The sequence below is a fragment of the Saccharopolyspora phatthalungensis genome (assembly GCF_014203395.1).
GTDB classification, from domain to species: domain Bacteria; phylum Actinomycetota; class Actinomycetes; order Mycobacteriales; family Pseudonocardiaceae; genus Saccharopolyspora; species Saccharopolyspora phatthalungensis.
Genome location: NZ_JACHIW010000001.1, coordinates 4118201 through 4144475, shown reverse-complemented (window position 1 = coordinate 4144475; position 26275 = coordinate 4118201). Strand labels below are relative to the sequence as shown.

Here is a 26275-nt window from a genome sequence, read left to right as displayed (position 1 = left end):
CACACGGATTAGCGTGGAAGCATGGATCCGGTCGCAGGAACTCCCAAGGTCACCAAAACCGAGCAGGAGTGGCGGGAACAGCTCAGCCCGAGCGAGTACGCGGTGCTGCGCCAAGCCGCCACCGAACCGGCTTGGCAGGGCGAGTACGTCGACACCAAAACCGTCGGCGTCTACGAGTGCCGCGGCTGCGGGACCGAGTTGTTCCGCAGCGACACCAAGTTCGAATCCCACTGCGGGTGGCCGTCGTTCTACGACCCCGCCGACAGCGATGCGGTGATCCTCCGCGAGGACCGGTCGCTAGGCATGGTCCGCACCGAGGTCCTGTGCGCCACCTGCCACAGCCACCTCGGCCACGTCTTCAAGGGCGAGGGCTACCCCACCCCCACCGACCAGCGCTACTGCATCAACTCGATCGCCGTACGCCTGGAACCCGCGGACGAGGGTTAGAACACGAAAACGCCCCACACCGGCAAAGGTGTGGGGCTCAGTTGACGTGCTGGTCGGCGTGCGAGGGGCGCACGCCGACCAGCGCCCGGCGCGGTGGGGCCGGTTGCGGCGAAGGCCGCTCGTCGACCCCGTGCCGCGCCGGAGATCGGGGGATGACCGGACCGTGACCAGGTGACGGAGTCGGTCCGGCCATCCCCTGCCCTGCGCCGCTCCTGTTCGTCGCAGGGCACATATCCGCGGGCGCCAGTAAGCGACGTCGCGGTCCTCTAGTGGCGGCGTGAGTGATTCTTGAGCTGGAGCAGGGTTAACCATCGAAACCCCACTCATCCTAGTCGCCATACTCGTCTGAGACGAGTGATACGATAAGCATGTCGATCGAGTTTCCGCAAGAGACCACCAAGTGATTTCATGGGAGGCAGGCAAGACGACCCAGACGTGTGAGAGGTGCCGAATGAACGCGACGGCCCGGTATAAGGAGATCGCGAACATCCTCCAGGTAGAGATCGCCTCGGGAGCCTGGGGCGTTGGCGACAAGTTGCCCGCGGAACCGGAACTCATCAAGCGTTTCGAAGCATCGCGCACAACGATCCGACAGGCTCTTGCGGAGCTACGGGACGCTGGGTTGGTGCAGATGAAGCACGGAGTCGGAGTGTTCGTGTCGCCTCCGCGAGTGGTGAAGAGGTTGGATTCGCGGGAGCGGTTGTCGCGGGCAAGGCGCGAGCGCAACGAAGGGGCGTTCCTTGCGGAGGCGAAGGCCCAAGGGTTCGCTCCGACGTCATCGGTCAGGGTGTGGTTTGAGCCAGCGCAGGACTTCGCAGAGCTATTCGGAATCGAAGAGACTGCTGAGCTGTGCGTACGCGATCGCGTCATGCGGGCCGACGGGAAGCCTGTGATGCTCGCAGTATCCAGGCTCCCGCGCGAGATCACCCGCGGGACCGCGCTCGAAGAGGTCGACACGGGCCCGGGAGGTGCTTTCGCTCGGCTGGAAGAACTTGGGTTCGAGCTGACCAGTCACGAGGAAATCGTTGGCGCGAGGATGCCCGACGCGAACGAGAAGCAGATGCTCGAACTCACCAGCGGTCCGGTCCTGACGGTCCAGCGGCGCACGTACAGCAATGGGCGGCTCGTTGAAGTCAACGACATGGTCATGCCTGGAGCGAGCTACGAACTGCGGTACACCTGGGACGCGGACTAATCGGAGGTCGTCGCCGCCCAACTACCCTGCGCTACTCTGGCCGAGCGGTCCGTGATCGACACCACAACGCGGCATCGCCGCCGAGGAGAGCGAAATGGAACTCATCAGCCCCGAGCGCGACCCGGAGTACCCCAGCCAGATATGGGCACCCCCGCATCTGTGCCTGCACCCGTACGAGCGAGTACGGCTTCCAGTGCGGTCACTTCCCTCCGGAGAACCCGGAACAGCTCAGCGTCTTTCGCCTCGACTGCTTCTCCTGCGGTAGTTACTGGAACCAGACCGCCAAGGATGGCTGGGTCTACGAGTACCTGGGCCGAATGATCGCCGAGGGCCGGTTCCGCGTGGTCAGCCCCGGGGGCCTAGACCTCTCTGACGCGGTGGAGTGGCGTCGCCAGACCCGTTACGGCGCGATCATGGAGGATCTGACGGGCTCCGACAACCCGATTCTGTCGAGCACCATCGTCCTGCGACGCCCCGATTAGTCGATCGTCGGACTGTGCCCAATCCCCTACCATCGTCGCTGCGGATGCGACAACGTCCATCTCGTGGAGAGCGCGAACCAGGCCGTGGTCTTGACGACTACCCGTCCTAAGTTCTCGGCGTTCCTCGATGGCGTGAAGAAGGGCGAGTTCGACTTCGCCGGCTAACCCCAGAAACACAAGAGGGCCTCCACCCGGTTCTACCGGGTGGAGGCTTCTTACATGGTCGCGAAGAGGAACGTCAGCACCAGCCCAACGCCGACAACGATGATCGCCGCCCGTGGCAGGTCGGCACCGGTTCTCCCCTGCCGGGCCCGATCCAGGCCTAGTCCGCCGAGAAAGAGCGCGGCAACGAGGACGATGACCGAAAGCGGGGCAGGGATGAACGGTCCGACGATCGCCAGGATGAGCCCGAAAGTCCCCAAGCCCGCGGGCTTGGGAGCTGGCCCGTGAAGGCGGCAGCCATGCGATCTACCGCCTGGGGGCAACGGTTATTCCTGTCCCGAGACACAGAACTCGGCGAGAATCTCGCTCTCAACATTTTCAAGGAACGCCAGGGGGAACTCGTGGAGAAGTGGTGGAAGCAGCGATGACTACATACCAGGTGACAGTCACGCGGGACGGCAAGTTCTGGTTGATCCACGTTCCTGCCATCGAACGATGGACCCAGGCGCGCAGGGTCAGCGAGATTCGCGAGACGGCCCAGGACCTCATCGAAATCATGACCGGGGAGCCTGCGGAGACCATCGACCTCGACGTCACCATCTCGCTTCCACCAGAGGTGCAAGAGCGCACACCAACTGGTCAGCGGGAATCCGAAGGCAGCCTGAAGCGCGGTATTGATCACTACGCCACAACCTCCACTTTGCACGGCAACGACGGTGCACGGGACAGCCGGGCGTCCGCAGTCAACAGCGGTATGTCCAAACGCGCAGCCAACGCGACGTAGAGTGCATCGTAGAAGGTGATCGCCCCGCGCAATCGCCATGCGGCCTGCGCGAGCGGTCCAGCATGCGGATACCGTTCGTCAACAACTGATTCCATGAGCCGGACACCGGTCTCCGCTGTCTCGGCCGATATCTCACCCACGAGCAAGCGGCGCCGCAGCACGTTTCCCACCTCCGCGTCTATGAGATGCGGAGCGTGACACTCGAGATCGACCAGCCTGGATGACAGTTCCTCGGCAGCGGCGCTCTTCTCCCCGATTGCGATGATCACAGTCGAGGAGTCGACGACCATCGCTTTCATCGACGGTCGGCCTCAAGATCAGCCAGGATCGATTCCCTGGTGACTCCGGGACGGGGATCACGAGCCAAGGTCTCGCGCATCGCAGCGAGCACTTCGGCTTTCGGAGTCTTCGCCGCCTCCGCTTCAAGCAGGTCGTGAAGGTACGCCTGCAATGACTGCCCGGCTGCACGGGCGCGTTTACGGAACGTCTCGTAGGTTTCTTCCGAAAGATCCCGAACCTGGACGGTGGCCATGCGGCAATGCTAGCTTGCAGCGCTGTTGCGTCAAAATAGCGCTACTCGCGCATCGCAGCGAGCACTTCGGCCTCACTGTGAGGCGACCGCTCTGGCCACGGGGCCGCGCCAAGTGCTGCGGGAAAATCCGAGCGCGACCCGTCAGCGACACCGGCGGGCGTTGAGCCGGGCGGCCTGGCGCGTCAGGTAATCGCGCTCGGCGAGGTTGGGTGCCTTTTGGGCCGCCTCGGCGTACAGCCGTGCCGCCGTCGCCAGGTCGCCATCGCGCTTGTGGAGGTATGCCGCCACCGCGGTGTGGCGGGGCAGTGAGTCGTTCAGCGCCGCGAGCGCCGCCAGCCCGGCGCGCGGTCCGTTGGCCTCGCCCACGGCGACCGCGCGGTTGAGCCGGACGACCGGGCTGTCGGTCAGGCGCGCGAGCTCGTCGTACCACTCGACGATCTGCACCCAGTCAGTCTCCTCGGCGGTGGGCGCGTCAGCGTGGAGTGCCGCGATGGCGGCCTGGGCCTGGAACTCGCCCAGCCGGTCGCGGGCGAGGGCCGCCTGCAGGATCTCGACGCCCTCGGCGATCGCCTCGGTGTCCCACCGGCTGCGGTCCTGCTCGGCGAGCGGTACCAGGCTGCCGTCGGGCGCGGTCCGGGTAGCACGCCGGGCGTGGTGGAGAAGCATGAGAGCGAGCAGCCCCGCCACCTCGGGGTGGTCGATCGCGCCCGCGAGCTGGCGGGTAAGCCGAATGGACTCGGCGGCGAGGTCGACGTCGCCGGAGTAGCCCTCGTTGAAGACCAAGTAGAGGACGCGCAGCACGGTGGCGACGTCGCCGGGCTGGTCGAACCGCACGCCGGAGACGGTGCGCTTGGCGCGGCTGATGCGCTGCGCCATGGTCGCCTCGGGCACCAGGTAGGCCTGGGCGATCTGGCGGGTGGTCAGCCCGCCGACGGCGCGTAGCGTGAGCGCGACCGCGGACGACGGCGTCAGCGACGGGTGGGCGCACAGGAAGTAGAGCTGGAGCGTGTCGTCCACCGCGGATGCGGGCCCGGGCGCCGGCTCCCCGTCGACGAGGTCCTCCCGCCGCCGGCGGGCGGCGTCCGCCCGGGTCGCGTCGAGGAACCGGCGCCAGGCCACGGCGACCAGCCAGCCCTTTGGGTCCCGCGGCGGGTCGGCCGGCCAGACGCGGACCGCCTCGACCAGCGCGTCCTGCACGGCGTCCTCGGCCGCCGCGAAGTCGGCTCCGCGGCGGACGAGGATTCCGAGCACGCTCGGCGTAAGGCTCCGGAGCAGGGCCTCGTTCATCTGAGATGACACTCCGTGGTGGTGGGCGACGAGGCCAGGAACGGGCGCACCTCAAGCCACTCGTGGATCGGCTCCCCGCCCGCCCCAGGGGCGGCCGACAGCTCCCCGGCCAGCTCGATGGCGCGCTCGTAGCTGTCGACATCGATCACCATCCAGCCGGCGATGAGGTCCTTGGTTTCGGCGAATGGACCGTCGGTGACCGGCGGGCGCCCCTCACCGTCGTAGCGGACGAACGTCCCCTCGGGGGCAAGCGCCTGACTGTCGACGAACTCGCCGGTTTCCTCGAGCCGGGCCGCGAAGTCGTGCATGTACTGCACGTGCGCCGAGATCTCCTCCGGAGTCCACTGGTCCATGGGCGCGGCGTTGACCGAAGCCGGAGCGCCGCGGTAGTGCTTGAGCAGCAGGTATTTAGCCATCGTGTTTCTCCTCGGTGCTGTTGCGACCCATTTTGGTCACGTTCACCGCGGGGACGGAGCCAGTCACGGGTTCTCGACATCGCCGTCCGAAATTTTTGCCAGGGTTAAAAGCCCTTGATCACTTTCAGTCCTATCGCCCGGTATGAAAGGCGGAGGCCAACAACGGCCTTCATACCGGCGGTTGCAGGCCCGGCAGGTAGCCTTTGCCGCCGCATTGCGGGCACGTCCGCCACTCGGCCATCGTCATGCCGGTCTGTAAGTCCTCGGTGGCTTGCACGACGTAGAGCCGGGGTTCGCTGATCTTGCGAAGCCCGCCGCAGGTGAAGCACAAGGCGTTCGGCCCGTTCGGTGTTGGCTGGTCCGCGTCCGAGTCGTCCGGCTCGCTTGGCATGGCCTGATCCTCTCTACGCAGGGGGCCCGTAGCCACGTTGGCGGCCGGGCCGTTCGCGGCAGTGGCGGCACCGCGATTGCGCCATCACCGTGGATACCTCTCCGGTCTGCATTGACACGAGGGCCCGAGGCACCCTGACGTAGCCGGTGCCCTCGCACCCGCGGCAGGGCGAGGTCACTTCCGCTTCTTCGCTCACCGCTACCTCCCTAGACCGGCGGGCTCTCCAACTGCCCCGAGCCGTCGCACGTGTTGCAGTCCTGCTCAACCAGTTCTTCACCGTCGCCCGTGCGGCGGGATCGGCGACGTACCTCTACCGTCCCCGTCCCACCGCACGTGGGACACGTCCACAGCACGATTGTGATCACTCTCCCACCGTCGGTGACCATGACGAAAGATGGGCGGCGCGCGAGGTACGCCCAGGGCCCGGCGCGTTTGGGGCCCGGCGCGGCGGACCCCGCGCGGCGGCGAGGTCGCAATTGGAATCAGGCGGCAAAAAGGGCTGGGCCTACGAGTGCCTGATGATCGCCGAGGTCCGGTTCCGCGTGGTCAGTCCCGGTGGTCGACGCCACGCCCTCGGACGAGGCGGAGAACAGGACAAGGCCACACGCCCGAAGGCGAACCTTCACCGAGGCAGGCTTTCCGGTCTCACACCGGCGGTTGCAACCCTGGCAGGTAGCCCTTGCCGCCGCATTGGGGGCACGTCCGCCACTCGGCCATCGTCATGCCGGTCTGTAAGTCCTCGGTGGCTTGCACGACGTAGAGCCGGGCTTCGCTGATCTTGCGAAGCCCGGCACAGGTGAAGCACAGAGAGTTGGGCCCGTTCTTCTCGACCCAGTTGTCGTCGCCGTCGTCCTGGTCCGCCATGATTGCGATCCTCACACGGGAGGGCCGTAGGCCCGCTGTCGGCCAGGAACCTGGCGGCAACGTGGCAGGCCGATGCTTCAGCGCTGCTTTCGGCCATCGCGACCGCCGCGCCATGATCAGCGACGCGTTCAGGGCAGGCGGGTGACCAGGTCGGCGACGTCGACCCGGTGGCCGGTGTAGAACGGGATCTCCGTGCGCACGTGAAGGCGTGCCTCGGTTCCGCGTAGGTGGCGCATCAGGTCCACGATCCGGTGAAGCTCGTCCGCCTCAAAGGCGAGGATCCACTCGTAGTCGCCGAGTGCGAACGAGGCCACCGTATTCGCCCGGACGTCCGGATAGTCGCGGGCTTCCTTGCCGTGGTCGGCCAGCATCGTGCGGCGTTCGTCGTCCGGCAGCAAGTACCACTCGTAGGACCGCACGAACGGGTACACGCAGAGGTACTTGCGCGGCTCCTCACCGGCCAGGAACGCCGGGATGTGGCTCTTGTTGAACTCCGCGGGACGGTGCAGCGCGACGTTGCTCCACACCGGCTCGGACGCCTGTCCCAGCGGCGTCTCCCGGCGGAATCCGGTGTAGGCCGCCTGCACGGCCTCGATTTCCTCAGCGTGCCACCAGATCATGAAGTCGGCGTCGGCCCGCAGCCCGGAGACGTCGTAGACGCCGCGGACCACGACACCGGACTCGGCCAGCGAGTCAAAGTACTCCGCGGTCTGCTGCGCGGCCTTGGTCCGCTCCTCGGGCAGGGCGCCCTGCTCGATCCGGAAGACCGACCACATGGTGTAGCGGATGGTGTCGTTGAGTTCGTTGTAGTTCAGCCGCGCCATGCGTTCATCGTCCCACCTCGCGGCGACCGACCTGAAGGAGGTCCCGGGTGATATCGGTCGCGGCCGCCCGGCCGGTGGCGATGCAAGCCGGGACGCCGACGCCGTGCAGCGCCGCACCCGCTAAGGCGAGCCCCGGCACCTCGGCGATGACCCGCTCGACGTCGGCGACCAGATCGAGGTGACCCACGCCGTACTGCGGCAGGCCACCACCCCAACGCACCACGACGGAATCCACCGGAACCGCCACGATCCCGGTCAGCTCCGCGAAATCCGCCTGGACGCGGCGCAGCACTTCGGCGTCGTTCAACCTCAGGTCGGCGGTCTCGCCGAACCGGCCGACCGAGCCGCGCACCAGCAGCTCGCCGTTGGCGCCGCGCAGATGCGGCCATTTCCTGCTGGAGAAGGTGAACGCCTTGGCGGTGAACGGCGTCCCGTCCGCGTGCTGCTCGCCGCGCGCGATCAGCACGCCGGAGGCGTCGGGCAGCTGCGTACTCGGCGGAAGGGCGAGCCCGACCACGATCGAGGACGACACCTCCACCGCGCCCAGCTTCGCGGCCGCCGCCGGAACGGCGTTGTCCAGCAGCCGCCGAGCGGCCGCAGCGGGCACCGCGAGCACCACGGCGTCGACATCCAGGAACTCCGGGCTCGGCGCAGCGCCGATCTCCAGGCGCCATCCGGCGTCGGCCCGGGCCAGCTGACGCACCGGAAGTCCCAGGCGCACCTGGGCGTCCGCGGCGATCAGCAGCCGGTCGATCAGCTCCCGATAGCCGTGGCGGAACGCGCCGAACACCGGTGGCTTCGGCGCATCGGCAGCTTGCGACGAGGGCAGCGCCGAGGCAGCGGCGGAGGTGATCGACTCCGCTCCGGCATCGAGCGCTGCGGCCAGCGCCGGAATCGTCGCCCGCAGCCCGAGCAGATCCGCGTTGCCCGCGTAAACCCCGCCCAGCAACGGTTCGACGAGCCGATCGACGACCTCGTCGCCGATCCGGCCGCGCAGCAACTCGCCGACCGAGACGTCGGCGCCACCCAGCTGAACCGGCGGCAGGTCCGCCTCCGCCCGCACAGCGGCCAGTCCCGCCGGGGACAGCACGTCCTGCACCGCCTGCGCCGAGGCTGGCACGCCCATCACGGTTCGGCCCGGCAACCGCCGGGTCCGGCCACCGGCACGCACCGTCGCGGACGCCGCGCCCGGATACACGAGCTCCGCCGGAAGGCCAAGCTCCTCGGCGAGTTGCCGGACTTCCGGGCGCCGGTCGAGGAATGCCTCCGCCCCGACGTCGTAGCGGCAACCGGCCAACTCGACCGTGCGGAGTTTGCCGCCGAGCCGCTCGCACTGCTCCACCAGCACGATCTCGGCGTCCGGCCCCAGCTCGCGGCGGAGCCGGTAGGCGGCGGCGAGACCGGCGATGCCACCGCCGACGACCGCGACCCGGTGCGGCATCACTGCTGCTTGCTCGCGGTGTGCACCAGCTCGACGACGCGGGTGAGCACCTCGGGCTCAGTGGTCGGCAGCACTCCGTGGCCGAGGTTGAAGACGTGGCCGCCGGCGGCCTTGCCCTCGGCGAGGATCCGGCGCACCTCGCGCTCGACCGCATCCCACCCGGCAAACAGCACCGCCGGGTCGAGGTTGCCCTGCACCACCGGCGCGGGGCCGCCCGGCGCCGCCGCGCGCAACCGGGCCACGGCCTCGTCCAGCGGCACCCGCCAGTCCACGCCGACCACGTCGGCGCCGGCCGAGCGCATCGCGCCAAGCAGCTCACCGGTACCGACCCCGAAATGGATCTTCGGCACGTCCGCGACCTCGGCGATACCGGCGAAGATCCGCTGGCTGTGCGGCAGCACGAACTCGCGGTAGTCGCGCAGCGACAGGGCCCCGGCCCACGAGTCGAAGAGCTGGACCGCGTCGACCCCGGCCGCCAGCTGCACCTTCAGGAAGTCCAGCGTGGTGTCGGCGAGCCGGTCCAGCAGCGCGTGCCAGGTCTGCGGGTCGGAGTGCATCAGCGCCTTGGTGCGCTCGTGGTTGCGGCTTGGACCGCCCTCCACCAGGTAGGACGCCAGCGTGAACGGCGCCCCGGCGAACCCGATCAGCGGCGTCTGCCCCAGCTCGTTGACCAGCAGCCCGACCGCGTCGGCGACGGGGCTCACCTGCGCCGGATCCAGCCGCGGCAAGGCGGCGACGTCGGCGGCGTCGCGCACCGGGTTCGACACGACCGGTCCGGTGCCCGGGACGATGTCCAGCCCGATCCCCGCCGCGTACAGCGGCAGCACGATGTCGCTGAACAGGATCGCGGCGTCTACGCCGTGCCGACGCACCGGCTGCAGGGTGATCTCGCTGACCAGTTCCGGCGTCAGGCACGCCTGCAACATCGGCACGCCCTCGCGGACCCGCCGGTACTCGGGCAACGAACGCCCCGCCTGCCGCATGAACCAGACCGGGGTATGCCGGGGCGTTCCGCCGCGGGCGGCGACCAGCAGGGGGGCGTCGGCGAGGTCCCGGCAAGCCGAGACCGGAGCGGAGTTCGTCATCGAGGTCGCTGTCCGTACGTCGATCGGTGTCCCGGCGATGGCGCCTCGGCGGGCCGACCGGGCTTGCAGCGGCAATCTTCGCACGCCGCCCCAACGTCCCCGGGCTCAGCGTCCGTCGTTCACAGTTGGGTTGATCTTCGTCGTTGAAACGGGCAGCCGCTCGGCCGCACGCACCAAGCGTCCGCGTCCCTCGTTCGGCGTGCCTCCGCCACCGCCCGCGCTCGGCCGCCTACAGTCGGCGGCGTGACGGAGATGTCGGCGGCGCCCGAAGTTTTCCGGCAGGCTGTTGCCGCGTTGACGTCGTACCGCCCGCGTGCGGAGATCGAGCTGACCGAGGTGGGTCCGCCCAAGCGCCTCGCGCCCTGGGCGTACGCGCTCGCCGCGGAGGCGAACGGACCGGCCGGCGAGTTGGCCACCGCCCGGCTGGTCCTGCTCTACGACCCGGAGGGCCAGGAGGCGTGGGACGGCGTGCTGCGGCTGGTGGTCTACCTGCGGGCGGAACTCGACCCGGAACTGGCCACCGATCCGCTGCTGCCCGCGGTGGGCTGGTCGTGGCTGACCGACGCGTTGGAGGGCGCCGGTGCGTCCTGGACCGCCCTCGGCGGCACGGTCACGTTGACCTCGTCGGCCCGGTTCGGGGACATCGCGGGCCCGACCCGCAGCCACGACCTTGAGTTGCGCGGCTCCTGGACGGCCACCGACGCGCATCTCGAACCGCACGCCGCGGCCTTCCACGAGTTGATGGCCAGCGCCGCGGGTCTTCCGCCGGAAGGCATCTCGATGCTGGGCGGACGACCGGGCGGCGCGGCGCGGCGGGACTGATCCGCGACATCGCCCGATCACCGGCTGTGCCGATCGACTCCAGCGCGTAAGGTTCGGCGCGACCGCTCGCCACGCCGTGGGGCACGCGACACGCCCAAGCGCGATTTTCTTTCGCGAAGACCACGTGCGGCACGAAACGACTGCTTGCGCAAGTATTTCACAATGCGCGTTCGTATTACGTCGCTTGGCCACGCTCCGGTGTTACCGGGATAGCTCACAGTCACCCAAAAGAGCGATGCGATCATGCACAGGTAACAACTCGATCGGGATACATACCCGATTGATCGTCCCGCTGACCCGCTTGGGCGGTTACGCTGCCCCCGACGACACCACTTTCGGTCGATCAGTGGCGCGGCTGATTGGTCGAGAGTCCCGGTGCCGGTCGGGGGGCACGACCGACTCCAGGGAGGTAGTGACGTGGCTGCCGTCGGCTTAGGTCAGGCCGCTCGAACCACGCCCGCCGGCGCATTGCCGGCCAACATGGTCCCGCACCCGCGGGAAGAGCTGTTCACGGTGCTCGTGGTGGACGACCATCCGCTGCTCCGGGAGGCAATCGCCGCCCGGCTGTTGCAGATGGGCGCCGGCACGGTGCACGAGGCCGCATCAATGGCCGAGGCCAGGGCTCGCGCTCTGGCGACCGGTCCGTGCGACCTCGCGATTCTCGATCTCGGGCTCCCGGACGGGACCGGCATCGAGCTGGTAACCGAGCTTCGGAGCCAGGGATGGCCCCGGATCGTGGTGCTCGCTTCGTCCGATGACCCGTATGCGGTCCGGGCCGCCTTCCAGGCAGGTGCGCAGGCGTACCTGCTGAAGTCGGCCTCGCCGATGGTGGTCACCGACGGTGTGCGCCGCGTGCTCGACGGCGGCGTGTACGCCGATCCCAGCGTGGCGCCGGTGCTTGCCGCCGGCACCCGCGTGCCGGGAACGGACAACACGCCTCGCGAGCTGTCCGGGCGCGAAGTCGAGGTGCTCCAGTTGGTGGCCGATGGCCGCTCCAACAAGGAGATCGGCGAGGCCCTGAACCTGTCCGCGCTCACGGTGAAAAGCCACCTGTCGCGGATCGGGCGCAAGCTGGGTACGGGCGACCGGGCACAGATGGTCGCACTGGCCATGCGGGCCGGGGTGATCAGATGACCGGACGCTGACGCACCTGCACCGGTGCGGTCGCCCCGACGAGCTCGGGCGGAGTAGCCCCACGGCACCGGCCGAAGCACGTAAGGTCTGGTAGCCGTGGAAGCTGCAAGCCCCGAGACCGTCGGGTCCGACCGCCCGGAGCCGGTGTTGTTGACCGAACCCATCGATGGCGTGCCGCCGGTGGTGGATACGCCGGCGGCGTTGAACGCCGCCGCGACCGCACTGGCCGCGGGGACCGGACCGGTCGCCGTGGACACCGAACGCGCATCGGGTTATCGCTACTCGCAACGCGCCTACCTGGTACAACTCCGCCGGGAAGGCGCGGGCACCGTGCTCGTGGACCCGATCGCGCTAGATGGTGCACTCGACTCTTTGCCACCTGCGCTGGCCGACACCGAGTGGGTGCTGCACGCGGCGTCCCAGGATCTGCCGTGCCTGGCCGAGCTCGACCTGCGTCCGGCACGGCTGTTCGACACCGAGCTGGCGGGTCGGCTGGCCGGGTTCGAACGTGTCTCGCTCGGGGCGCTCGTGGAGCGCATGCTCGGCTACCGGCTCGAGAAGGGTCACAGCGCGGCGGACTGGTCCCGCCGGCCGCTGCCGCAGGACTGGCTGGTGTACGCCGCCCTCGACGTGGAACTGCTGAACGCCCTGCGCGACGCGATGCGCGACGAGTTGCAGCGGCAGGGCAAGCTGGACTGGGCGCACGAGGAGTTCGAAGCGGTCCGCACCGCCGAGCCCGCGCCGCCGCGGGCGGAGCCCTGGCGCCGAACTTCCGGCATCCACCGGGTGCGCAATCCTCGTCAGCTCGCCGCGGTTCGCGCGCTGTGGGAGATCCGGGACACCTTCGCGCGGGACCGCGATCTCGCGCCGGGCCGTGTGCTACCCGATTCCTCGATCGTGCAAGCCGCACAGGCCAACCCGAACACCGAGGCCGAACTGGTCGCGTTGCCGGTGTTCGGCGGCCGGCAGCAGCGGCGCCGGGCTTCGATGTGGCTGCAGGCGTTGCGATCGGCCAGCCAGCTTGACAACGCCGAACTTCCGGCACCGGCCACGCCACACGAGGGACCGCCCCCGACGAACCGGTGGAGCGACCGGGACCCCGAAGCCGCGGCCCGCCTGTCGGCGGCGCGTTCGGCGCTGGCGGAGATCGCCGAGCACAATCACCTGCCCGTGGAGAACCTGCTGCTCCCCGACCTGGTCCGGCGAACCTGCTGGATCCCGCCGGAGGACCGCAGCGTCACCGGCGTGACGGAGGTCTTGCAGGCCAAGGGCGCCCGCAAGTGGCAAATCGGCCTCACCGCCGAGGCCCTGAGCAAAGCCCTCCACGCGACGCCGCCGGCCGCTGCCTCGTAACACGGCTCCCGCGAAACGGCGAGTTCGTCCCGAGATGGGATCACCTTCGCGGCGAGATCGAGTCCCTCGCGGGATGATCGGAGGGCCGGAGATCGGCCGATCGGCTTGTGAGGCAGCCGACAGGGGCGGACAGGTGGTTACCGGCCGGTAATGAGCGCTAGAGTGCGGTTACCGGCCGGTAAGTGACCGTCTGCGCGATCCCGGCCGGGCACCATCCACCAAGCCAGTGAGGAGCACGCCGTGGCCGCACCTGCGTCGGCACCCGCCGACAGCCGCAGCCGCCCAGCGGTTCGGGACGTGGTCTTCGTCGACGGCGTACGCACGCCGTTCGGCAAGGCCGGCTCGAAGGGCCTGTACGCCCAGACTCGCGCCGACGACATGGTCGTCAAGGTCATCCGGGAGCTGTTGCGGCGGCACCCGCGACTCCCGGCGGAGCGCATCGACGAGGTCGCCATCGCCGCGACCACCCAGACCGGCGACCAGGGTCTGACGATCGGCCGCAGTGCGGCGCTGCTGGCCGGGCTGCCCAAGTCGGTCCCCGGCTTCGCCATCGACCGGATGTGCGCCGGCGCCATGACGGCGGTGACCACCGTTTCCAGCGGCATCGCCGTCGGCGCCTACGACGTGGCGATCGCCGGCGGCGTCGAGCACATGGGCAAGCACCCAATGGGCGACGGAGTCGACCCCAACCCGCGCTACGTGTCCGACCAGATCGTCGACCCGTCGGCGCTGATCATGGGCTCGACCGCGGAAAACCTGCACGACCGGTTCCCGACGCTGACCAGGCAGCGCACCGACGCCTACGCCGCCCTGAGCCAGCTGCGCTACGACGGGGCGCTGCAGGCCGGGAAGATCACCCCGGACCTGGTTCCGGTATCCACCCGCTCCGAGCAGGGCTGGGGGTTGGCCAGCACCGACGAGCCGCCGCGTCCGGGCACCACCTTCGAGGCGCTGAGCGGACTGAAAACGCCGTTCCGGCCGCACGGCCGGGTAACTCCGGGCAACGCCGCGGGGCTCAACGACGGCGCGACGGGGTGCCTGCTGGCCGACGCGGACACCGCCGCCGAGCTCGGCCTGCCGGCCGGGATGCGGCTGGTCGGCTACGCCTTCGCTGGGGTCGAGCCGGAGGTGATGGGCGTCGGGCCGGTGCCGGCCACCGAGAAGGCGCTGCGCCGCGCCGGGCTGAGCATCGACGACATCGGCCTGTTCGAGATCAACGAGGCGTTCGCGGTGCAGGTGCTGGCGTTCCTGGAGCACTTCGGCATCGCCGACGACGACCCGCGGGTCAACCCGTGGGGTGGCGCGATCGCCTGCGGGCACCCGCTGGCGTCCTCCGGGGTGCGGCTGATGACGCAGCTATCCCGGCACTTCGCCGAGCACCCCGAGGTGCGCTACGGCATCACGACCATGTGCATCGGCTTCGGCATGGGCGGCACGGTCATCTGGGAGAACCCGAACCACGACGCAGGAGGCGCCCGATGAAATCCGACCCCGCCTCCTTCGCGGCGCTGTTCCCCGACGAAGTGGTGACCAAGGCGTTCACCCGGCTCATCGGCGTACCCGGCCTGGCCGGCAAGCTCGCGCTGATCACCATCGACAACGGCCACGACCACACCCGGCCGTCCACCTTCGGCCCGGGCGGGCTGACCAGCCTGAATGCCGCCCTGGACGAGGCCTTCGCCGCCAAGCCCGCGGCCATCGCGGTCACCGGCAAGCCGTTCGTGTTCGCCGTGGGCGCGGACCTGTCCGGCATCGGGCAGATCACCGACCGGGCGCATGCCCAGCAGATCGCCCAGACCGGGCACGACGTGTTCCGGCGGCTCACCGAGTCGAAGATCCCCACCTTCGCCTTCGTCAACGGCGCGGCGCTCGGCGGGGGCCTGGAACTGGCGCTGTCCTGCCACTACCGGACCGTTTCGGTGGCGGCCGGCGCGATCGCCTTCCCGGAATGCTTCCTGGGGCTGTTCCCGGGCTGGGGCGGCACCCAGTTGCTGCCGAACCTGATCGGCCCGGACGCCGCGGTCACCGTGATCATCGAGAACGCGCTCAGCCAGAACCGGATGCTCGACCCGAAGCAGGCCCGGCAACTGGGCATCTTCGACGAGCTGCTGGACAGCCCGGACTTCCTGGAGGAGTCGCTGCGCTGGGCCGTTCGGGTGGTCAACGGCGAACAAGCCGTGTCCCGCCCGGAGATCGACCGCGGCAGGGGCTGGGACGACGCGGTCGCGCGTGCCAAGGGCATCGTCCGGGCGCGCACCCACGGCGCCTCCCCCGCCGTGACCAAGGCCGTCGAACTGATCGACCTGGCCCGCGGCAACGACCTCGACGCGGGTTACGCCGCCGAGACCGAGGCGCTGACCGACGCGCTGATGTCCGACGAACTGCGCGCCGGGCTCTACTCCTTCGACCTGACCCAGAAACGCGCCAAGCGGCCCGCTGGGGCGCCGGACAAGTCCCTGGCGCGGGAGGTCACCAAGGTCGGCGTCGTCGGTGCCGGGCTGATGGCCAGCCAGCTGGCCTTGCTGTTCGTGCGCCGCCTGGAGGTGCCGGTGGTGATCACCGACATCGACCAGGAGCGCATCGACCGGGGCGTGGCCTACATCCACGGCGAGATCGACAAGCTCGCCGCCAAGGGCCGACTGTCGCCGGACGCGGTGAACCGGCTCAAGGCGCTGGTCAGCGGCTCGCTGGACAAGAAGGCCTTCGCCGACGCCGATTTCGTCATCGAGGCCGTCTTCGAGGAGATGTCGGTCAAGCAGCAGGTTTTCGCCGAACTCGAGGAGCACGTCTCCCCCGAGGCGATCCTGGCCACCAACACCTCGTCGCTGTCGATCACCGAGATGGGCTCGAAGCTGAAGAATCCGGAGCGGGTGGTCGGCTTCCACTTCTTCAACCCGGTCGCGGTCCTGCCACTGCTGGAGGTGGTGCGCGGCGAGCAGACCGACGACGCGACGCTGGCGACCGCGTTCAAGGTCGGCAAGCAGCTCAAGAAGTCCTGCGTGCTGGTCAAGGACGCGCCGGCGTTCGTGGTCAACCGGCTGCTGACCCGGTTCATGGGCGAGATCATCGCGACCATCGACGAGGGCACGCCCTTCGAGGTGGCAGACAACGCGCTGGAGCCGCTCGGCCTGCCGATGACCCCGCTGGTGCTGCTGCAACTGGTCGGCCCGGCGATCGCTCAGCACGTCAACGGCACGATGCACGCGGCCTACCCGGACAGATTCGGGCTCAGCGACAACATGCAGCGCTTCGTCGACGCGGGCAAGACCGCAGTGTGGATCACCGACGAATCCGGTCGATCAGTCGTCGACCCGGAGGTCGTTGCACTGTGGGAGCAGGGCGACAAGCCGTCGACGTCCGAGCAGGTCCGGGAGCGGGCGCTCAACGCGCTGGCCGAGGAGATCCGGATCATGCTCGACGAGGGCGTGGTCGCCGAGGCGCGGGACATCGACCTGTGCATGCTCCTCGGCGCGGGCTGGCCGTTCTGGATGGGCGGCATCACGCCGTACCTGGACCGAACCGGCATCGCCGAGGGGATCAACGGCAAGCGTTTCCTCGCCCCTGGCGTGGCTTCCGTCCCCGTCTGACCGGAGCGCGCGATGGGGGTAATCGGCCCGGCCCCGATCGCGCGCGTGAAGTCCAGGCCCTTGTTCTGCCATGATGGAACGGATGGAAATGAGGTGATGGCCGGTGACCGCGCTGGTGCACCACGAGCTGGGGCCGTTCACGATCGCCGACTGGCACGCGCTCCCCGCCCGCGAGGACGGTTCGCGCCTGGAACTCATCGAGGGGTACTGGCTTGTGACTCCACCACCGAGCGGGCAGCACCAGTGGGCGGAAAAGCGGATCATTTCGCTGTTCGACCGCGCGATCAATTCGGCCCAGCGGAGTGATCTCTTCGCGGTCGGTGGCATCGGTATCGAGATCAGCACGAGATACCGCTCGGCCCTCATCCCGGACTTCGTCGTGCTCGACACACCGCCCGTAGGCGCATCGTTCCAGCCCGGAAACGCCCTGCTCGTCGGCGAAATCTGGTCCCCCGGCAACACCTCCAGCGAGCAGCAGGAGAAGTTCCAGGCTTGCGAACGCAGCGGGGTACCGTTCTTCTGGAGCGTTGCGCAAGACCGCGGTGGCCCGACCGAACTCGCGGCCTATCGCTTGGAAAACGGTCGGTACGTGTGCGAAGCGACCGCGAAGGCCGGTCAGGGGCCGGTGCGAATCACCGCGAGCCCGGTTCCATTCGACATTGATGTGGCCTCGCTGCGCCTCTGAGCACCGCAATCCGGCTCGCGGCCTTACGGGGCGACCTGGAGTTGGACTGTTACGGCGAGGCCGCCGGTGGGGAGAGCTTCGGCCCAGACCCGGCCGTTGTGGGCCTGAGTTGCCGCTTGGACGATCGACAGGCCCAGGCCCGCGCCGTTGCGGGCGGTGCGTTGGATTCCTGCCCGGCGGAACGGCTCGAAGAGAGTTTCCACCTGGTCCCCCGGGATTCTCGGACCGGACGACGCCACCCGCAGAGTTGTCCACTGTGGATCGCTGCCGGTGGTGATCTCCACCCAGCCGCCGGCCACGTTGTGCCGCACCGCGTTCTCTAGCAGGTTGCCCGCGACGCGCTCCAGCAGCGCCGGATCACCAACGGCGAACGCCGGTTCCTCGCAGCACTTGATGCGCAGACCGCGCTGCCGCGCCTCCGGCTCGACCGCCCGCAGCGCGCGGCCCACGAGCTCCGTGAGGTCCACCGGCTCCCGCACGGCCAGCTCGACACCTTCGGTGCGAGCCAGCAACAGCAGTGCCTCCACCAAGCGCTCAGCGCGAGCCGTCGCTTCGCGGACCACATCGGCCATTCGCCGCAGTTCCGCCTCGTCGGCGTTCGGGTCCGACAGCGTGACATCGAGCTCGGTGCGGATCACCGACAACGGCGTGCGCAGCTCATGGCTCGCGTTGGCGACGAACCGGCGCTGGGAGTCGAACGCCGCTTGCAGCCGGTCGAGCATCGCGTCGAAGGTGTCGGCCAGCCGGGCGACTTCATCGCGCGGGCCGCTCAACGCGATCCGCTCGTCCAGCGACTCCGCGGACAGGCGTCGCGCGGCTTCGGTCACGTCGTGCAGCGGTCGCAGTACCCGTCCGGTCACCGTCCACGCCAGCAACGCTGCCGCCAGAACCACGGCGACGAAAGCGAACCCGCCGACGAGCAGGACCTGGTGCCGTGCGGAGTTTCGCAGCGCCTCACCGAGCAGTTCCGCCGGAACATCCACGCCACCCACCCGGACCGGTGTCCCGGCCGGCAGCCGGGGAACCGCGGCCACCACGTTGCCGACCAGCATCCACCCCAACCACAGCAGCAGCCCGCTGACCGCGGCGACCAGCGCGGTCGCCAGCAGGGTCAGCCGCGTTCGCAGGCCCGGTCCGCGACGGGTGATCGATCGGGCGGCCGCGCGCATCGGCTCAGTCCCGGGCATGCTCGGCTCGGCCGGCGGACGGCACCCGGTAGCCGGAGCCGACCACGGTTTCGATGATGCTCGGGTCCCCCAGCTTCTTGCGCAGCGTCATCATCGTGACCCGAACGGTCGTGGTGAACGGGTCGGCGTTCTCGTCCCACACCCGTTCCAGTAGTTCTTCGGAGCTGACCACGGCACCGCCCGCCGACAGCAGCACCTCCAGCACGCCGAACTCCTTGCGGGTCAGCTCGACCTCGCCGTCCCGCCGGTGCACGGTGCGCCGCGCGGAATCCAGCTCCAGCTCCAACGCGGTGAGCAGCGGTGGTTGTGCCGGGGTGGCTCGCCGCCCCAGCGCCCGGACGCGCGCGATCAGCTCGGGAAACGCGAACGGCTTGGCCAGGTAGTCATCGGCGCCCAGGGACAGCCCGGCGACGCGGTCTTCAACCGTGCCGCTGGCGGTGAGCATCAGCACCCGAGTCAGCTCGCCCCTGGACACCAGCTGGCGGCACAGCTCATCACCGGACAGGCCCGGCAGATCCCGATCGAGCACCAGCACGTCGTACCGGGTGATCGACGCCTTCTCCTGGCCGCTTTCGCCGTCGTAGGCGACGTCCACGGCCATGCCCTCCCGGCGCAGCCCGCGAGCTATCGCGTCGGCCAGCGGCTTCTCATCCTCGACGACCAGGATTCGCACATGCTCACCCTGCCACAGCAGCGGACGCCGCAAGCGTCGCGAGTCTCCTGCGCGGCCGTGGCTAGCTGCCGAGTCGTCGGGCGAGCAGCGTCGAAAACCACGACGGTCAGCCGTTCGCCGCTTCCGGCCGATCGTTGTCAGCCGCGACCCGCAGCGGCGCCACCCGCGCGCTCCCGCGGTTGGCGACCCACTCGGTGATCCGGCGGGCGATGTCCTGCTCGGTGAGCCCGAGCTCGGAAAGCACCTCTTCGCGCGCCGCATGCGTCAGGAACCGGTTCGGCACCCCCAGGTCGCGCAACGGTACGTCCAGCTCCGCGTCGCGCAGCGCCGCCGCCAGGGCCCAGCCGAAGCCGCCGTGCCGCCCGCAGTCTTCGAGAGTCACCACCAGGCGGTGCTGCGCGGCCATCTCGACGATCTGCTCCGGCACCGGCACCACCCAGCGCGGATCCACCACGGTAACCCCGATGCCCTGTGTCGCGAGCCGCTGCGCGGCGGCCACCGCCAGCTGCGCGAACGCGCCGACCGCGGCCAGCAGCACGTCGTTGCCCTCGCCGGTGACCGGGCGGCGCAGCACGTCGACCCCGCCGACCCGCTCGATGGCCGGGACCTCGTCGATGACCGAGCCCTTCGAGAACCGCACCACGGTCGGCCCGTCATCGACGGCGACCGCCTCGCGCAACTCTTCGCGCAGCGTGACCGCGTCGCGCGGCGCGGCGACCTGGATCCCCGGGATCATGCCGAGGATCGACAGGTCCCACATGCCGTTGTGGCTGGCGCCGTCGTCGCCGGTGATCCCGGAGCGGTCCAAGGTCACCGTGACCGGCTGCTTGTGCAGCGCCACGTCCATCAGCAGCTGGTCGAACGCCCGGTTCAGGAACGTTGAGTACACCGCGAACACCGGGTGCATGCCGCCCATCGCCAGCCCCGCCGCCGAGGTCATGCCGTGCTGCTCGGCGATGCCCACGTCGATGCAGCGGTCCGGGTATTCCTCGGCGAACTTCTTCAGCCCGGTCGGACCGAGCATCGCCGCGGTGATGGCCACCACGTCCGGGCGTTCGGCGCCGATGCTCACCAGTTCCTCGGCATAGACGTCGGTCCAGCTCTTCGGGGCCGGCTTGGTGGGCAGACCGGTCTCCGGGTCGATCACCTTGACCTGGTGCATCTGCTCGGCCTGGTCGTTCTCGGCCGGCGCGAAGCCGTTGCCCTTGCGGGTCACCGCGTGCACGATCACCGGGCCGCCGAAGGACTTGGCCATCGACAGCGCGTGTTCCATCGCGCGCAGATCGTGACCATCGACCGGGCCCAGGTATTTGATACCGAGGTCGGAGAACATCACCTGCGGGCTGATCGCGTCCTTGATGCCGCTCTTGGCCGCATGCAGGCCGGTGTAGAGCGAGCGCCCGACCACCGGGAGGTTGCGCAGCGTGCGGCGGCCGCTCTCCAACGCTTTCTCGTAGCTGGGGTTCAACCGCAGTGCGGCGAGGTGCTCGGCGAGGCCACCGATGGTGGGTGCGTAGGAGCGGCCGTTGTCGTTGACCACGATCACCACCGGGCGCTCCTGGTCGGCGGCGATGTTGTTCAGCGCCTCCCAGCACATGCCGCCGGTGAGCGCGCCGTCGCCGACGACCGCCACCGCGTGCTGCGGTTTGCCACTGAGCTGAAAGGAGCGGGCCAGTCCGTCGGCGTAGGACAGGGCGGTCGAGGCGTGACTGTTCTCCACCACGTCGTGGGCGCTCTCGGTGCGCGAGGGGTAGCCGGAAAGGCCGTCGCGCTTGCGCAGCCGGTCGAAGCCGTCCTGCCGACCTGTGATGATCTTGTGTACGTACGCTTGGTGGCCGGTGTCGAACACCACTGCATCCCGTGGCGAGTCGAAGATTCGGTGGACGGCCAAGGTCAGCTCCACCGCGCCCAGGTTCGGTCCCAGGTGCCCACCGGTGCGAGACACCTTGTCGATCAGGAACCGCCTGATTTCCCCGGCCAGTTGCACCAACTCAGCGTGCGTTAGGCGCTTAACGTCAGCCGGACTGTGCACGGACCCCAGCAGCGTCACCGTTCCACCTCACTTGTCGTGCCGGTCGGGTTCATTCGCATGCCGAGGCCCGGCTGGCTACCTGGCTCCGCCGCGATGCATAGCTCGCCCCAGTCTACGGAGCGCCCTACATCAGACCATTCAAGGAGGGCCGGAAGGACCATGGAATGCGCGTGCGAGCAGGCACATCTGCCCGGCCTCTTACCGCAAACGCGGTGGCCGGAGGACCTGCTGCCCATTCGGCCACGGCGCCCGATCACGGCAGTTCAGGTCGACGGCGACACGGGGCGCAGTCCAAGGACCGCACGGCGCATTTCGTGAATTGGTTTGATCTTTGTCGGTGAACCGGCGCAGCAGCCCGGCCGATCGGGTCAGCGCCAGGGTTGCCAGTGCGGCAGGGGCGCGTGGTCCGGGCTGAGGTCGCCCCACGCCGGGCTGCCCGGCGGGAGCCGGTGCAGCTCGGCGAAGTCCAGTCGGCGCCGGACCCGCAACCAGCCGACGACGAGGAACACGGCCAGCCCGAGGGTGACCACCGTCGCGATCCACGGCACCGGGTCGCCCAACTCGCGGCCGATGGCGGTGGTCAGCAGCATCGAGCCGAACACCATGAGCACGATGCCGAGCAGGAGCCGCAACCCGCGATAGCCCTGCGCCGACCGGCCCTGTCGGACCGTCGTGGTGCGGGCCACGGCCCAGTCGCGCAGCCGCTGCCAGGCTGCGAGGTCCTGCGGTCCGGTCCGCAGTGGCCATGCGGCGGTGGCCCGCCGTTGGACGATCGCGGCGACCAGCGGCGGATCGGCGACGGGAACCAACCACTGCTGCACACCGGCGACCAGCCGGAGCACCGGGCCGCGCCGCAGACGGATTCCGGTGCCACCGGGCAGCGGCCACCAGCCACCGTCGGCGCTGAGCTCCCCGGGCTGCGCCAACGCCAGTTCGGCCAGCGGCAGCGCGTGCCGGAGGTATCCGCCGCTGCCTCGATGGGCGAGCACGATCCGGTCGCGGCCGATCAGCAGGCGCCCGCTGTCCACGGCGTCGAACGGCACCGGGATCTCCACGTCCAGCTCGGCTAGGTCCCTCGCCGGTCGCGCAAACTGCCGGTACGCCAGCATCGCCAGGACGGGCGAGGCCACGACGGCGAACAGCGAAACCAATCCGATCGGCTCGGCGAACATAACGGCGACAACCGCCTGCGGCACCGCGGCCAGCAACGCCCAGCCCGCCCAGCGCCGCGGCGTCCGCGCGTCCAGCAACCACAAGACCGCGGCGACCACGATCCACCCCGCCGCCCACCCGATCGCATAACCGGGCACAGTGGACGAACCCAGCGCCAGCAGTCCACTGGGGAGCACCGCAATTCCCAACGCCGCCAGGGAAAACGCCGTCGCACGGCGCCCTGGCGCGGCGTCCGGCGCGGAGGTTCCCGGACCTGGCACCGGCCGCACCGCGATCCCCGACGCGGCGGGCGGGACCTCCGGCTGGTGGTCGCGTTCGGTCATCTCCAGGTGCTTTCCGTGACCGGGGCCGGGCGTCCGGCTGTCCCGCTCCGGCACCGCGGTCTCAAATGAATCCACATTCGACTGGACTGCGGTTCCAGGAGCCGAGCACGATCGACCGGACACCTCATCGAGTCACCCCTCAACCGGCCCGTTCGAGCAGGGCGATGCACTCGATGTGGTGAGTCATCGGGAACGCGTCGAAGGCTTCCAGCTCGGTCATCCGGTAGCCGCGCTCGGCGAACAGGCCGACGTCTCGCGCCAGAGCCGCCGGATCGCACGCGACGTGCACGATCCGCGCCGGGCGGCGCGCCGTCACCGCGTCCACGACGGCCCTACCGGCGCCTTTGCGGGGCGGGTCCAAGACCACGACATCCGGCGCGGGCAATCCCTCATCGGTCGCCACGTCTTCCACCGTGCCCGCCCGATATGACACCTGCGGCAGGTCACGCAGGTTCGCCACCGCGTCCTCTACCGCGCGCTTCGACGACTCGACCAGCACCACCGAACCCGCCGGGCCGACCTGCTCGGCGAGCACCGCGGCGAACAGGCCCACGCCGCCGTAGAGATCCCAGGCCACGCCGCCCGGCGGCGTGGCCGCCAGTCGGGCAACGACCTCGGTGAATGTGTCCGGTGCCGCCTTGTGCACCTGCCAGAAGCCCTGCACCGCCACCTCGAACGGCCGTCCGGCAGCGGTTTCGTGCGCCACCCCGCTGCCGTGCACCTGCCTGGCCACAGCGCGCCCGCGCCGCCGCTGCGGCTTGTGGTCCACGGCCGTCACATGCACTTCACGGACGGAGTCGATGGCAACCGTCAGCTCAGCGCCCGGACGCCATCGGCGGTTCGTGACCTCGTCCAGCGCGCCTTCGACGGTGATCGGGCAGTCATCGACCGGGATCACCCGGTGACTGCGGTGCGCGCGGAATCCCGCCCGCCCCTTGCGGTCCACTGCCAGCCGCGCCCGGCTGCGCCAGCGCAACAGGCCACCGGGCAATTCCCGAACCCGCACCGGCCACTCGATCCCGGCGATCCGCTGGAGCTGCTCGGCGATCACCGCGGCCTTCAGCTCCCGCTGCGTCTCGCCGGAGGCGTGCTGCCAGTCGCAGCCCCCGCACCGGTCTCGGCCGAGCGCTAGCTCCGCCAGCGGGCACGGCGGGCTCACCCGGCCCGCCGCCGCGGTCAGCACCTCGACGGCATCGGCCCGGCAGAAGCCGCCCCCGGCGTCCTCGGTGACCTCCGCGACGACGACCTCACCGGGCAGCGCGTGCCGGACGAACACGACCCGGCCCTCGTAGCGGGCGACGCAATGGCCCCCGTGCGCGACGGGGCCGATCTCGACCTCAAGCCGCCTACCGGTCCAGTCCGGCCTTTCGATCACTGCTCACCTTCCCGTTCGTGCCCAGCCCGCGCCGGGTCGCGCCCGGCATCGCGGTGAGCTGCTTTTGGCGGACCCGCGTGGAGGACTCCAGCTGCCACGGGACACTGGTGACCATCACGCCCGGCTGGAACAGCAGGCGGCTCTTCAGCCGCAGCGCGCTCTGGTTGTGCAGCAGCTGCTCCCACCAGTGGCCGACGACGTATTCGGGGATGAACACGGTCACCACGTCACGGGGGCTGTCCCGCCGGATCCGCTTGACGTATTCCAGCACCGGCCGGGTGATCTCCCGGTACGGCGATTCCAGCACCTTCAACGGCACCGGCAGATTCTCCGCCTCCCAGCGCTTGGTCAGTTCGCGGGTGTCCTCGTCGTCGACGTTGACCGTGACGCCTTCGAGGACGTCCGGGCGGGTGGCGCGGGCGTAGGCGATCGCCCGCATGGTCGGCAGGTGCAGCTTGGAGACGAGGACGAGCGCGTGGTTGCGCGACGGCAGCACCGCGTCCGTCTCCGCTTGCATCAGTTCTTCGGACACCCGGTCGTAGTGCCGGTGGATGGCGGTCATCAGCACGTAGATCGCGGCCATCGCGGCGATCGCGATCCAGGCGCCGTGGGTGAACTTGGTGATCAGCACGATCACCAGCACGCTGGCCGTCATGAACAGGCCGAAGGAGTTGATCGCCTGCGCGCGCCGCATCCGTCCCCGGGCCTGCGGATCGGTCTCCTTGCTCAGCAGCCGGTTCCAGTGCCGGATCATGCCGCTCTGGCTGAGTACGAACGACACGAACACGCCGACGATGTAGAGCTGGATCAGCCGGGTGACCTCGGCCTCGAAGGCGAACACCAGGATGATCGCCCCGGCGGCCAGGAACAGGATGCCGTTGGAGAACGCCAGCCGGTCGCCGCGGGTGTGCAGCTGGCGCGGCAGGAACCGGTCCTGCGCCAGGATCGAACCCAGCACCGGGAAGCCGTTGAACGCGGTGTTGGCTGCGAGCACCAGGATCAGACCGGTGAAGAACACCAGGTACCAGACACCGGGCGGGAAGCCCGTGAACACCGCCCGGGCCAGCTGGGCGACCAGCGTCTTCTGCTGGTAGTCGGGCGGCGCGCCGACCAGCTGGTGCGCCGGGTCCTCCGCGATCACCGCGCCGGTGATCCTGGCCAGCATGAGCAGCCCCAGGAACATGACGACCGCGAACCCGCCCATCAGCGCCAGGGTGGTCGCCGCGTTGCGGGACTTCGGCTTGCGGAACGCCGGCACCCCGTTGCTGATCGCCTCGACGCCGGTCAGTGCCGCGCTACCGGAGGAGAACGCCCGCAATACCAAGAACACGAACGCGACCCCGGCCATCTGGGTCTCGTCCGGCACGATCTCGAAGTGGGCGCTCTCGGCCGGGATCTCCTGGCCGAGCACGAACGTGCGGAAGAAGCCCCAAGCGATCATGACCAGAATCCCGATCACGAACGCGTAGGTCGGGATCGCGAACAGGGAACCGGATTCCCGGACGCCGCGCAGGTTCATCGCGGTCAGCAGCACGATCGCCCCGACGGCGAACAACACCTTGTGCTGGGCGACGAACGGGATGACCGAGCCGATGTTCGCCGCGGCCGAGGAAATCGACACCGCGACCGTGAGGATGTAGTCGACCAGCAAGGCGCTGGCCACGACCAGCCCCCACCGGGGACCGTGGTTGACGCTGGCGACCTCGTAGTCACCGCCGCCGGAGGTGTACGCACGGACGTTCTGCCGGTAGGAAGCGACCACCGTGATCATCACGAGAGCAACCACGAGCCCGATCCACGGGCTGATCGAGAAGGCCGACACACCGGCCGCCGAGAGCACCAGCAGGATCTCTTCGGGCGCGTAGGCCACACTGGACATGGCGTCGGAGGAGAACACCGGCAGGGCGATGCGCTTGGGCAGCAAGGTGTGCGCGAGGCGATCGCTGCGGAACGGGCGACCGACGATCAACCGTTTCGCCGCGGTTGCGAGCTTGGACACGGCACAGAGCGTAAGCGCTAAG

The 26275-nt window shown here is 69.4% G+C and carries 27 protein-coding genes; 11 read left to right on the top strand and 16 right to left on the bottom strand.

Going from position 1 to position 26275, the window contains the following annotated elements; translation table 11 throughout:
* Nucleotides 1–21 precede the first annotated feature (21 nt).
* The 3 genes from msrB to BJ970_RS19075 all read left to right on the top strand — a co-directional run bounded on the left by msrB (nucleotide 22) and on the right by BJ970_RS19075 (nucleotide 2124).
* Nucleotides 22–447, top strand: a complete 426-nt coding sequence (msrB, locus tag BJ970_RS19085; protein WP_184727501.1) for a peptide-methionine (R)-S-oxide reductase MsrB — start codon at nucleotides 22–24, stop codon at nucleotides 445–447.
* Between the two features lie 451 nt (nucleotides 448–898).
* Nucleotides 899–1642 carry a GntR family transcriptional regulator gene (locus BJ970_RS19080; RefSeq protein WP_184727500.1) on the top strand — a complete coding sequence of 248 codons (744 nt, stop codon included), beginning with the start codon at nucleotides 899–901 and terminating at the stop codon, nucleotides 1640–1642.
* A gap of 317 nt (nucleotides 1643–1959) precedes the next feature.
* Nucleotides 1960–2124, top strand: a complete 165-nt coding sequence (locus tag BJ970_RS19075; protein WP_184727499.1) for a hypothetical protein — start codon at nucleotides 1960–1962, stop codon at nucleotides 2122–2124.
* A 215-nt stretch (nucleotides 2125–2339) separates the two neighbouring features.
* Here the strand turns inward: BJ970_RS19075 and BJ970_RS19070 are convergent, their stop codons facing one another.
* Complete coding sequence (locus BJ970_RS19070) at nucleotides 2340–2546, bottom strand: hypothetical protein (RefSeq protein ID WP_184727498.1); 207 nt, start codon at nucleotides 2544–2546, stop codon at nucleotides 2340–2342.
* A 39-nt stretch (nucleotides 2547–2585) separates the two neighbouring features.
* On the opposite strand from BJ970_RS19070, the gene BJ970_RS38920 reads away from it, so the two are divergent.
* On the top strand, nucleotides 2586–2714 hold the full coding sequence (locus BJ970_RS38920) for a hypothetical protein (protein WP_281399452.1): 129 nt from the start codon (nucleotides 2586–2588) through the stop codon (nucleotides 2712–2714).
* Nucleotides 2699–3070, top strand: coding sequence for a hypothetical protein (locus tag BJ970_RS19065; protein WP_184729416.1), 372 nt, complete (start codon nucleotides 2699–2701; stop codon nucleotides 3068–3070). Before BJ970_RS38920 ends, BJ970_RS19065 begins: the two co-directional genes overlap by 16 nt.
* On the opposite strand, the gene BJ970_RS40035 is transcribed toward BJ970_RS19065, so the two are convergent.
* The 9 genes from BJ970_RS40035 to hemE all read right to left on the bottom strand — a co-directional run bounded on the left by BJ970_RS40035 (nucleotide 2968) and on the right by hemE (nucleotide 9910).
* Complete coding sequence (locus BJ970_RS40035) at nucleotides 2968–3360, bottom strand: type II toxin-antitoxin system VapC family toxin (RefSeq protein ID WP_221467226.1); 393 nt, start codon at nucleotides 3358–3360, stop codon at nucleotides 2968–2970. The two genes, BJ970_RS19065 and BJ970_RS40035, sit on opposite strands and share 103 nt — an antisense overlap.
* A 5-nt stretch (nucleotides 3361–3365) precedes the next feature.
* Complete coding sequence (locus tag BJ970_RS19055; protein ID WP_184727496.1) at nucleotides 3366–3602, bottom strand: FitA-like ribbon-helix-helix domain-containing protein; 237 nt, start codon at nucleotides 3600–3602, stop codon at nucleotides 3366–3368.
* A gap of 141 nt (nucleotides 3603–3743) precedes the next feature.
* Nucleotides 3744–4889 carry an RNA polymerase sigma factor gene (locus BJ970_RS19050; RefSeq protein WP_184727495.1) on the bottom strand — a complete coding sequence of 382 codons (1146 nt, stop codon included), beginning with the start codon at nucleotides 4887–4889 and terminating at the stop codon, nucleotides 3744–3746.
* Complete coding sequence (locus tag BJ970_RS19045) at nucleotides 4886–5305, bottom strand: YciI family protein (protein WP_184727494.1); 420 nt, start codon at nucleotides 5303–5305, stop codon at nucleotides 4886–4888. Before BJ970_RS19045 ends, BJ970_RS19050 begins: the two co-directional genes overlap by 4 nt.
* Nucleotides 5306–5474: 169 nt before the next feature.
* Nucleotides 5475–5696: a hypothetical protein gene (locus tag BJ970_RS19040; protein ID WP_184727493.1), complete on the bottom strand. Its 222-nt coding sequence runs from the start codon at nucleotides 5694–5696 to the stop codon at nucleotides 5475–5477.
* 645 nt (nucleotides 5697–6341) lie between these two features.
* Nucleotides 6342–6560 (bottom strand): hypothetical protein, encoded by a 219-nt coding sequence (locus BJ970_RS19035; protein ID WP_184727492.1) that lies wholly within the window; start codon nucleotides 6558–6560, stop codon nucleotides 6342–6344.
* 128 nt (nucleotides 6561–6688) lie between these two features.
* Nucleotides 6689–7384, bottom strand: coding sequence for a hydrogen peroxide-dependent heme synthase (gene hemQ, locus BJ970_RS19030; RefSeq protein ID WP_184727491.1), 696 nt, complete (start codon nucleotides 7382–7384; stop codon nucleotides 6689–6691).
* Nucleotides 7385–7388: 4 nt separating this feature from the next.
* A complete protein-coding gene (gene hemG, locus BJ970_RS19025; RefSeq protein WP_184727490.1) occupies nucleotides 7389–8825 on the bottom strand; it encodes a protoporphyrinogen oxidase in 1437 nt (478 codons plus the stop codon).
* On the bottom strand, nucleotides 8825–9910 hold the full coding sequence (gene hemE / locus BJ970_RS19020; protein ID WP_184727489.1) for a uroporphyrinogen decarboxylase: 1086 nt from the start codon (nucleotides 9908–9910) through the stop codon (nucleotides 8825–8827). Before hemE ends, hemG begins: the two co-directional genes overlap by 1 nt.
* Nucleotides 9911–10153: 243 nt before the next feature.
* On the opposite strand from hemE, the gene BJ970_RS19015 reads away from it, so the two are divergent.
* The 6 genes from BJ970_RS19015 to BJ970_RS18990 all read left to right on the top strand — a co-directional run bounded on the left by BJ970_RS19015 (nucleotide 10154) and on the right by BJ970_RS18990 (nucleotide 17491).
* Entirely contained in the window at nucleotides 10154–10732 is a 579-nt protein-coding gene (locus tag BJ970_RS19015) for a DUF3000 domain-containing protein (RefSeq protein ID WP_184727488.1), read from the top strand.
* Nucleotides 10733–11149: 417 nt separating this feature from the next.
* A complete protein-coding gene (locus tag BJ970_RS19010; RefSeq protein ID WP_093264979.1) occupies nucleotides 11150–11866 on the top strand; it encodes a response regulator in 717 nt (238 codons plus the stop codon).
* 96 nt (nucleotides 11867–11962) lie between these two features.
* Nucleotides 11963–13219 (top strand): ribonuclease D, encoded by a 1257-nt coding sequence (locus tag BJ970_RS19005; protein WP_184727487.1) that lies wholly within the window; start codon nucleotides 11963–11965, stop codon nucleotides 13217–13219.
* Between the two features lie 240 nt (nucleotides 13220–13459).
* Nucleotides 13460–14701, top strand: coding sequence for a thiolase family protein (locus BJ970_RS19000; RefSeq protein WP_184727486.1), 1242 nt, complete (start codon nucleotides 13460–13462; stop codon nucleotides 14699–14701).
* A complete protein-coding gene (locus BJ970_RS18995; RefSeq protein ID WP_184727485.1) occupies nucleotides 14698–16806 on the top strand; it encodes a 3-hydroxyacyl-CoA dehydrogenase NAD-binding domain-containing protein in 2109 nt (702 codons plus the stop codon). The genes BJ970_RS19000 and BJ970_RS18995 overlap by 4 nt, the downstream gene beginning before the upstream one ends.
* A 103-nt stretch (nucleotides 16807–16909) precedes the next feature.
* Complete coding sequence (locus BJ970_RS18990) at nucleotides 16910–17491, top strand: Uma2 family endonuclease (protein WP_184727484.1); 582 nt, start codon at nucleotides 16910–16912, stop codon at nucleotides 17489–17491.
* A 23-nt stretch (nucleotides 17492–17514) separates the two neighbouring features.
* Here BJ970_RS18990 and BJ970_RS18985 read toward each other — a convergent pair whose 3' ends face one another.
* From BJ970_RS18985 to BJ970_RS18960, 6 genes are all read right to left on the bottom strand, one after another.
* Complete coding sequence (locus BJ970_RS18985) at nucleotides 17515–18678, bottom strand: sensor histidine kinase (RefSeq protein WP_376775057.1); 1164 nt, start codon at nucleotides 18676–18678, stop codon at nucleotides 17515–17517.
* Nucleotides 18665–19351: a response regulator transcription factor gene (locus tag BJ970_RS18980; protein ID WP_184729210.1), complete on the bottom strand. Its 687-nt coding sequence runs from the start codon at nucleotides 19349–19351 to the stop codon at nucleotides 18665–18667. Before BJ970_RS18980 ends, BJ970_RS18985 begins: the two co-directional genes overlap by 14 nt.
* Before the next feature lie 106 nt (nucleotides 19352–19457).
* Nucleotides 19458–21401, bottom strand: a complete 1944-nt coding sequence (dxs, locus tag BJ970_RS18975) for a 1-deoxy-D-xylulose-5-phosphate synthase (protein ID WP_184727483.1) — start codon at nucleotides 21399–21401, stop codon at nucleotides 19458–19460.
* Between the two features lie 350 nt (nucleotides 21402–21751).
* Entirely contained in the window at nucleotides 21752–22954 is a 1203-nt protein-coding gene (locus BJ970_RS18970; protein ID WP_184727482.1) for a hypothetical protein, read from the bottom strand.
* A 64-nt stretch (nucleotides 22955–23018) separates the two neighbouring features.
* Nucleotides 23019–24254 carry a class I SAM-dependent RNA methyltransferase gene (locus BJ970_RS18965; RefSeq protein WP_184727481.1) on the bottom strand — a complete coding sequence of 412 codons (1236 nt, stop codon included), beginning with the start codon at nucleotides 24252–24254 and terminating at the stop codon, nucleotides 23019–23021.
* The gene (locus BJ970_RS18960) at nucleotides 24226–26253 is read right to left on the bottom strand and encodes an APC family permease (RefSeq protein ID WP_184727480.1); all 2028 of its coding nucleotides are present in this window, start codon (nucleotides 26251–26253) and stop codon (nucleotides 24226–24228) included. Before BJ970_RS18960 ends, BJ970_RS18965 begins: the two co-directional genes overlap by 29 nt.
* Nucleotides 26254–26275: the final 22 nt, after the last annotated feature.